The sequence below is a fragment of the Micromonospora maritima genome (assembly GCF_902825405.1).
Lineage (GTDB): Bacteria > Actinomycetota > Actinomycetes > Mycobacteriales > Micromonosporaceae > Micromonospora > Micromonospora maritima.
The window spans coordinates 1-5,233 of the sequence record NZ_CADEAU010000377.1 but is presented as its reverse complement, the minus strand read 5'-3'; the positions used below and the strand labels follow the sequence as shown (position 1 = coordinate 5,233).

Below are 5,233 nucleotides of genomic sequence, written 5' to 3'. Positions count from 1 at the left end.
CGGTGGCCGGTCGTCGGCCGGCGGGGGCAGCGCCTGCCGGCCGGCCGGGACGAACTCCCGCAGCAGCACCTGCACGACGCCGGCCGCCGGGATCGCCAGCAGCGCCCCGACCAGCCCGGCCAGCTCAGCGGCGAGCAGGACGCTGACCAGCACGGTCAACGGGTTGAGCCGGACCGCGCGGGCCATGATGACCGGTTGCAGCAGGTGGTTCTCCACCTGCTGGTAGACCACGAAGAACACCAGCACGACCACGCCGGCGGTGGGGGAGTGCACGAACCCCGCGCCGGCCGCGACGATCGCGCCCAGCGTTGCGCCGACCAGCGGGATCAGGTCGGCCAGCGCGACCACCAGGGCGATCACCGCGGCGAACGGGACGCCGAGGACGAAGAGCACGACGAAGGTGAGCCCTCCGCAGATCACGCTGATCAGCAGGTTGCCGCTCAGGTAGCCGGTGACGATCCGGGACGTGTCGCGGCCGATGCGCCGCAACCGCTGCGCCGGTCCGTCGCCGACCAGGCGCAGCGTGGCGGCCACGATCCGGGGGGCCTCCAGCACCATCAGGTACGCCAGCACCACGATCGTGACCACGGCGGCGACGGCCTGGGCCACGCCGCGGACCAGCCCGACCGTCGGTTCGCCGAGCTTGTCGCCGTAGCGGCGCAGCTGGCCGGGTTCGGCGTAGCGGAGCAGGTGCAGGCGCTCCAGCAGCCGGCCGACCGGCCCCCGCCCGGCCTGGGCCTCGCGCACCAGCTCCGGCGCCCGGTCGGCGAACCGGCCCACCTCGTCGAGCAACGGCAGCACGATCAGCGCGCCCAGCGTGGCGAGCAGCACGAACGTGGCCAGGAACACGAGCAGCGTGGCCAGTGCCCGGCGCCGCACCCGGCGCTGGAGCCGGTCCACCAGCGGCTTGAGCGCGACCGCGAGAAACGCCGCGACCAGGCCCCAGACCAGCACCCGACGGGTGGCCCAGACCAGCGTCAGCCCGACCACGGTGGCCAGCACCAAACCGATCACGATCAGCGTCCGGCGGGCGGTGGAGCGGTCGTCGGCGACGCTCATCCGGCGCGCCTACCCGCCGTGCCGGTGCGAAAACCCTCTCAGTGCCGGTGGGTGTCGCGGACCGGGAGCGCGCCGCCGGCGAACGCGTCCAGCGCCGCCGCGTGCAGCGTCCTGCCGGGCACCGGATCGGCGGCGACCCGGGCGGCGAGGCGGCGTACCGGCAACCGGTCCGGGCGGAGCGCGCCGGCCAGCACCACGTTGCCGTAGCGTCGGCCCCGCAGCATCCGCCGGTCGGTGAGCAGGCAGACGTCGGCGAATACCGCCCGCAGCGTGGCCACCTGCGCGCGGGTGTGCGCCAGGGGCGGCAGGTCGGTCAGGTTCACCAGGTAGACACCGTCCGGGCGGAGCACCCGGGCGACCTCGGTGGCGAACTCCACGGCCGCCAGGTGCGGGGGCATCACCGCGGCCCGGTAGACGTCGGCCACCACCACGTCGTACGTCGCGGCGGGCGCGTCGGTGACCGCGTCCCGGGCGTCGCCGAGCGCGACCACCACCTCCGGCGGCACCCCGGGCAGTGTCCCCCGGACCAGCTCGACCACGCCCGGGTCACGCTCGACCACCCGCTGCGGCGAGCCCGGTCGGGTGGCGGCCAGCCAGCGCGGGAGTGTGAGCGCGCCGCCGCCCAGGTGCAGGGCGTGCAGCGGCTGACCGGACGGCGCGGCCAGGTCGATCACGGCGGCGATCCGTCGGACGTACTCGAAGTGCAGGTGCCGCGGGTCCACCACGTCCACGTAGGACTGTTCGACACCGTCGGCGAGCAGCGTACGGCCGGTGGGCCTCGCCGGGTCCACGACGATCTCCAGGGCCTCGGCGTCGCGCTCCACGGCGGGACACGGTACCGGGCGACGGCCCGGCCCGGGCGCACGGGTGTCAAGCGGGGCCCCCGCCTATACCGGAGGCGTTAAGCGGGGGCCCCTCCTTGCACCTCAGCCGGCGGCCATCCCGGCGCCGGCCTCGTCGATCGCGTCGTCGACCCGCTGGGCCAGGTCCACGTCGGCGGCCGTCACGCCGTCGACCTGCTGGGTCCGGACGGTGAGCACGGCGCTGTCCGGGTCGGGCCGACCGATCTGCGGACCGCGCCCGACCTCGACCTTGAGCTGGTCCAGCCGGTCGAGCACCCGGTCCAGGTTGCCGCCGGGCAACTCGATGGTGCGGACCAGCGCCCGCCGGTCGCTGGACCAGTAGGGCAGCGTGGCGAGCGCGTCCCGCAGCTCCGCGTCGGTCAGCGGGGCGGTGGCCGACGACGCCCCCACCAGGCCACCGCCGTACTCGGCAGGCGCGAGCAGGTCCCGCAACCCGTCCGGTACGCGCAGCGACTCGACCAGCTCGGCGTCGGCGTCGGAGATCGCGGCCAGCGTCGCCTCCGCCTGGTACCTGGCCTGCTCCGGGGTGAGCCGGCTACGCCGTCCGACCTCGGCCAGGAAGCCCGGCAGGTCCTGGCGCCGCTCGATGCCGTCCACCGGCACCACGTCGTGCAGCTTCACCGGCACGGCCGCGAGCAGCCGCTCCCGTTCGGCGTCGCCGAGCGCCCAGGCCAGCGCGAGCACGGTGGCCTCGGCGGCGACCTTCGCCTCGGCGAAGTCCACCCCGGCGCGGCGGCTCACGTCGTCGACGAGATCCCGGTACCCGAGCGACGCCACCCGGGGCGGCTGCGGATCCGGCAGCGGGCGGGGACGTTCCGCCACCCCCACCGCCGGCGGCGCGGGACCGCCGCGCGTGCTGTCCGGCTTGTGCCGGCCGGCCGGCGGCGGGCCGGACCGGTCGTGCTGGTCCAGCGAGGTGACCTGCTTGGACGCGCTCAGGCTGGCGCCGGTCTGGCTCGCGCTGCGGCCCTGTTCCCGGGCCTGCCGGGCCAGGGCCCGGCGGCGCTGGTTGTCGCCCTCCATCTGCTTGCGCATCGTCGCACCTCGTTCCTGGTCGGTTGCGCTTGCGCCGGTCGCCTTCCCGGCGCTGCCGGGAAGCTAACGGGCCTCGACCGTCGGGGCCGCTTCACTCGCTGCGGGTGAGGAGCGCTCACCCGGTGCGGATCCAGGATCGGGGTGGACCGGACAACTTCCGACGCACGCGGAAGGGCAGGTCGTCATGAAGCAGATCGTGGAGATCGTCCCCGCCCGTCCCGGCTGGTACGCCCGCTGGCGGATCGGCCCGGACCTGACCCGGTGCTACCCGGTGACCCTCTGGGCCCTGCTGGAGAGCAGCGACGGCAGCGGCCGCGAGGTGGTCGGCGTCGACTGCGTCGGGCAGTGGCCCGGCGCCGACGACGACGAGGCCGGGGACTTCGTCCGTTACCTGTTCCAGACGCCCGATTCCGGCGCGCCGGAGGACGTCGAGCCCCCGGTCATGGGGGAGTCGCGCGAGAGCGGGCCGCGCCTGCAGGCCACGCCCGCCGCCTGAGCCATCCTCCCGGCCCCCGACCCCTGGTCCCAGGGTCGGGGGCCACCCCTCCCCGCCGGACCGGCGCGGGCCCGTCCCGCCTCGCGGGCGGACCGGCCGTTCAGCCCGCCTCGCGGGCCTCGCGGGTCACCCCGCGGGGTGGGGCGGCCAGGAGCTCGGCCAGACCGGTGCGGTCCAGCAGCTGCCGGACCTGCGGGTTCATGTGTCGCAGGCGGACCGCGCCGGTGCCGGCACGGTGGATCACCACGAGTGCGCTCAGGCCGGAGGAGTCGCACAGCACCACACCCGCGAAGTCGAGTTCCAACTCCTGGTGGCCGTCGCGGCGCAGCCGGGCGGCGGCCTCGACGAGCTCGGGCGCGGTGTCGAAGTCCAGCTCGCCGGAGAGCCGCAGACGGGCGGACCCGGCGTCGAGCCGGTCCACCTCGATGGTCAACAGCTGGGCGGGCACGGCTCCATGTTCCCAGTCCGGGGTGAGCGGGAAACCCCCGGGGTCACGCCGAGGCGGTCGAGTCGGACGTCTGCTGCCCGGAGCGGCCGTCGACCGGCGGGCGCTCCAGCAGGCCGGTGACCCCCGTCATGTCGAGAATCGTCTCCAGGAAGCGGGGAACCGCGCGGAGTTCGATGGCGGTGCCCGCGCGCTGTCCCTCGCGCCACGCGTGCACGATCACGGACAAGCCGGTGCTGTCCAGGAAGATCAGGTCGCCGAAGTCCAGCACCAGGGCGTGGGGACGCTCGGCGAGCAGCCGGTCGACCTCGGCCCGCAGCGGCCCCGCGGTGGCGTAGGCCAGGTCGCCGCCGACCCGGACGACCGGGACGGACGGGTCGGAGCGGTCGACGGAGATGCTCAGCGGTGTCGCCTCGGGCTTTCTCCGTTGAGGAACCACCATCACGCCTTTCCGCAGGCTGCCGGTCGGGCAGGAAACATTCGGATCGTAACAACCCCGGACCGTGCCCGCTCGGTGCCGCGTCCGCCCCGCCGACCACGACGCCAGGTGGCGGTCCCGGCATACCGGCGTAGGGTGGGGCGAGGAGATTTGACCACAGGGACCCGTTTCGGTGTCCCGCGGGTGTCGACGAGGAGAGTGGGGCTCAGCTGGTGACTGCTGCCGACGTCAGGGGTACCGACCCGGGCGACGGACGGATCTCCACGTCGAGTGCCGCACGGCCCCCGGCGTGGTCCGCCGCCGCTCCGGACACGGCCGCCCTGCCGCCGCTGTCGCCCGACCGTGGCCTCACCGTCCCGGACTGGTCCGAGGTGGTCGAACACTTCCGCGAGGGCCTCATCGTCTGTGCCGCCGACGGGGTGGTCCGGCACGTCAGCCCGGTGGCGGAGCGTCTCGTCCCCGAGGCCGTGCCCGGCGCGGTGCTGGCCGCCACCGGGATGGCGCCGCTGGCCGGCGACGCGCCGGCCGAGATCACCCACCACGGGCGCCGGTTGCGCCTGCGTCCCGTCCCGCTCTCCCACGCCCGGCGCTGCTGGTACGTCGAGGACGTCACCGAGAGCGTCAGCCGGGCCGACGCGCTGCTCGCCGAGCGGGCCCGTTCGTCCTTCCTCGCCGTGGTCGGCGAGAAGCTCGGCAACCCGCTGCACCCCGACCGCGCCGCCGCCGCCGTGGTGCGGTTGGCCGTGCCGACGCTGGCCGACGTGGCGGTGCTGGTGCTGGCGCCCCGGTCCGGCCGGTCCCGCTGGTGGCGGGCGGTACGCGCCGACGAGGAGGCCGCTCCCGTGGTGGACAGCGGCGTGCTGCCGGCGCCCGCCCTGCCCGCCGCGATCGAGGAC

Annotated in this window: 6 protein-coding genes and 1 pseudogene; 2 read left to right on the top strand and 5 right to left on the bottom strand. The window is 75.3% G+C overall.

What is annotated here, in order from left to right:
• From HUW36_RS24865 to HUW36_RS24855, 3 genes are all read right to left on the bottom strand, one after another.
• Positions 1 to 1,059: AI-2E family transporter (locus HUW36_RS24865; RefSeq protein ID WP_174530383.1), on the bottom strand; the 1,059-nt coding region annotated here is incomplete at its 3' end.
• A 38-nt stretch (positions 1,060 to 1,097) separates the two neighbouring features.
• Positions 1,098 to 1,883 (bottom strand): spermidine synthase, encoded by a 786-nt coding sequence (locus HUW36_RS24860; protein WP_174530382.1) that lies wholly within the window; start codon positions 1,881 to 1,883, stop codon positions 1,098 to 1,100.
• 102 nt (positions 1,884 to 1,985) lie between these two features.
• On the bottom strand, positions 1,986 to 2,957 hold the full coding sequence (locus tag HUW36_RS24855; RefSeq protein ID WP_174530381.1) for a DUF2267 domain-containing protein: 972 nt from the start codon (positions 2,955 to 2,957) through the stop codon (positions 1,986 to 1,988).
• Between the two features lie 184 nt (positions 2,958 to 3,141).
• Here HUW36_RS24855 and HUW36_RS24850 point away from each other — a divergent pair, with 184 nt between their 5' ends.
• Positions 3,142 to 3,453 (top strand): hypothetical protein, encoded by a 312-nt coding sequence (locus tag HUW36_RS24850; RefSeq protein WP_174530380.1) that lies wholly within the window; start codon positions 3,142 to 3,144, stop codon positions 3,451 to 3,453.
• A gap of 100 nt (positions 3,454 to 3,553) precedes the next feature.
• Here HUW36_RS24850 and HUW36_RS24845 read toward each other — a convergent pair whose 3' ends face one another.
• Positions 3,554 to 3,901, bottom strand: a complete 348-nt coding sequence (locus tag HUW36_RS24845) for an STAS domain-containing protein (RefSeq protein WP_174530379.1) — start codon at positions 3,899 to 3,901, stop codon at positions 3,554 to 3,556.
• Positions 3,902 to 3,944: 43 nt separating this feature from the next.
• Positions 3,945 to 4,340, bottom strand: coding sequence for an STAS domain-containing protein (locus HUW36_RS24840; RefSeq protein ID WP_174530378.1), 396 nt, complete (start codon positions 4,338 to 4,340; stop codon positions 3,945 to 3,947).
• A gap of 209 nt (positions 4,341 to 4,549) precedes the next feature.
• Here HUW36_RS24840 and HUW36_RS24835 point away from each other — a divergent pair.
• Positions 4,550 to 5,233 (top strand): annotated as a pseudogene (locus tag HUW36_RS24835) (PP2C family protein-serine/threonine phosphatase); the annotation flags it as partial.